We start from the raw sequence: 2,745 nt of genomic DNA on the forward strand, positions 1-2,745 counted from the left end.
ATGTACAGCAAAGATCAACAGACCCTAGGATCTGTGGTGAGTGGCGTAACAACGATGTTTGTAGGGTACGACGCGAGTTTTGTATACGGCCTATTTATCATCGTGTCTGGCTGTATTGGCGCAAGGATCTGGTGCGAACTGCTTATCGTACTTTTCAAAATTCACAGCAACCTTCAGAAAATTGCCAATAAAGAATAGTGTTATTCCAAGGCTAGCGCTTCTCTAGGGAGCGCTAGCATTCAACCTCTTTTCCCGCTTGTACGAAGCTATTTCTTCAATCTGCGACAGGATAGCCAAACAACCTCCTTAACTTTGCTTTTATCCCTTTTGCGTGCTGAAGCTGTTCACGAAGCACACCTATTTGACTGAAGTTGGCGCTAAGAGGATTGTCCTTAGGCATTTTTCCTACAATGCCGTACTTTATTGTTATCGTTTTGTCTTCTTTAACGAAAGTGCCGAATAATTTATCCCATATAATAAGTACGCCACCGTAATTCTTATCGATGTATGGTTTATTCGTTGCGTGATGAATACGGTGATGCGTAGGCGTATTGAAGATACGCTCTACCCAGCCTAGGTTTCCAATCGTTTGAGTATGTACAAAAAACTGATACGCCAGATTGATAGCGACAATGGCAAAGACCAGACTTGGCGAAAAACCAATAAGAATCATTGGTACCCAGAACAGCCACATGCCGACAAAAGGGTACAAAACGCTTTGCCTGAAGGCCGTTGTGAAATTCATTTTTGTCGAGCTGTGATGTACCACATGCGCTAGCCAAAACCAGTGTATGTTGTGTGAAGCACGATGGAACCAGTAATACAAAAAGTCTTGAAGGATAAAACCTGCAAAAAGTGACAGTGCACTAAGTTCTATTTTAAATAGTGAAAACTGGTGCAACCAAATAAAAAAAGGCATTAGTAGAAGCAATACCAAGGCATCAGAGCCCTGATGAAGTAATGCGAGTAAGGCATTGTTCACACTGTCTTTTACATTGTAAAACTGTCGTGCTTTTTTAAATTCAACAATAACACACAGTAGAAATACGGGGCTCAAGCCTAGCAAAATAAGTTCAACGGGGATCAAAGCGTGCTCCTAACTTATCTAGACATTGCTCAATGTCGTTTTGCAACAGGCGTGACAACAACCAGCTAGGTATGTACCAGGGGGCGCGACAAGTTATGCGATAAGAAACCTTTGTTGCATTTTCTTGCAGCATGAACGCAATAACGCCCCTGTGCGCCTTCACTGGGAAGTCATCAACCACTCTATACTCAATGCCGTTGGTATCTGCACGAACAATTTCTTCTTTAAAGCGTACTCCCAGAATAGTGACTTCTCTTACGCAGCCCTTTCCGCCGCTTACCTCATTATCATTTTCTGATTTCAACACCTTGAACGAGGCGTTAAAAAAATCGCTTAGATTCTGGTGATCAAGCAGCGTATCGCGCAGTTCTTTGGGCGTTGCAGCAATATTTTTTTGGTAGTAAACGTTAACCATCTACGTTATTTCCTTTTCTTGATGGCTCCTAGCATAAATTGACATTTCTGTTTTATCTTGCGTTAATGCGACAGTGTTTTTGTTATTTTGCGACAAACATATGCCATCAGTTTCCTCAGCCTATATCCAAAGTATGGTGAGCTATTTAGTTAGCTTAGGCGTTAATGCCGACAATGTTTCAGTAACTACCCAAAAGCATGACTCACTGTCTGGCTCTTCACGTGTTGATATGGATGTATACGTTGAGCTGTTAAACCAAGGGGTCGCATTAACCAACAATTCGTTATTTGGTTTTGAATTAGGTAAACATATTCAGGCGAAAGATTACGGGGTGCTGGGTTACCTTGTTGAAAGCTGCGAAAACTTGGCTCAAGCTATAAATGCGCTTACCCGCTTTGACGCTTTAGTCGCTGACATCGGCACCACTAGCGTGTTTTTCGAACCTGACAATACCCGCGTTGAGTGGGTACCCAAAAGCGCCGATTGCAAGCAGATGGTATTGCGCAACACCACAGCCTGGGTAGCAACCGTCTACAAGATATTAGGTTCTGCCTGTAAACTGAATGCCGTCACCTTTACGTTTCCTTTGAGCGATTCGGAAAAAGCCATGCTAGCGATGTGGTTCAATTGTGAGGTGGTTGATAACGCCAACACCAACGCCATTATTTTTCCTCAGCACCTTTTACATATTTCATTTACCAGCGAGAACAAAGCGATGTTTAGTGCGCTTGTAAAAGTATCCGAAGAAGAACTAATGGCGAGCAAAGGCGGCGACCGTGTTCAATGTGCCAATAGCCAGTTCTACGCCAATCAGCATGAAGACATAAGTCATAGAGTCGTTGCGCTTTTAAAAGCCAATCCAACCTTAAAAGGCTGCGATCAGCAACGCGTAGCCAATGCACTTTTTATCAGTCCGCGCACCTTACAGCGAAAATTGAAGCAAAGTGGCACTAGTTTTCAACAAATTCTCAATAGCGAACGCAAAGCCCGCTTAGATGATTTGCTGAAACATCACTCCATCGCTGATACCGCAGATTTATTGGGGTTTCAGGAACAATCATCATTTACCCACGCCTTTAAAAAGTGGTACTCAACAACACCACTGAAATACCAAAAACAACTTTTAGCGCCTTAAAGCTAATGTCCACTTCCTCATCGCCGAACTATTAAGTCGCGTTGAAGAACAACCGATAAAAAGCAATCGCCCTAGGGGCTGTTGACCTTTGGTGTACGAATTTTGGTC

4 protein-coding genes are annotated in these 2,745 nt (G+C 43.0%); 2 read left to right on the forward strand and 2 right to left on the reverse strand.

What is annotated here, in order from left to right; genetic code table 11:
- On the forward strand, nucleotides 1-198 hold the full coding sequence (locus ACX5KA_RS05300) for a DUF4282 domain-containing protein (protein ID WP_458730590.1): 198 nt from the start codon (nucleotides 1-3) through the stop codon (nucleotides 196-198).
- 76 nt (nucleotides 199-274) lie between these two features.
- Here ACX5KA_RS05300 and ACX5KA_RS05305 read toward each other — a convergent pair whose 3' ends face one another.
- Nucleotides 275-1,087, reverse strand: a complete 813-nt coding sequence (locus ACX5KA_RS05305; protein WP_458730591.1) for a sterol desaturase family protein — start codon at nucleotides 1,085-1,087, stop codon at nucleotides 275-277.
- On the reverse strand, nucleotides 1,074-1,502 hold the full coding sequence (locus ACX5KA_RS05310) for an SRPBCC family protein (RefSeq protein WP_458730592.1): 429 nt from the start codon (nucleotides 1,500-1,502) through the stop codon (nucleotides 1,074-1,076). Before ACX5KA_RS05310 ends, ACX5KA_RS05305 begins: the two co-directional genes overlap by 14 nt.
- Before the next feature lie 100 nt (nucleotides 1,503-1,602).
- Between ACX5KA_RS05310 and ACX5KA_RS05315 the strand changes: the two genes are divergently transcribed.
- Nucleotides 1,603-2,637 carry an AraC family transcriptional regulator gene (locus ACX5KA_RS05315; protein WP_458730593.1) on the forward strand — a complete coding sequence of 345 codons (1,035 nt, stop codon included), beginning with the start codon at nucleotides 1,603-1,605 and terminating at the stop codon, nucleotides 2,635-2,637.
- The last annotated feature ends 108 nt before the right edge of the window (nucleotides 2,638-2,745 follow it).

This window comes from Alteromonas alvinellae, assembly GCF_902705805.1.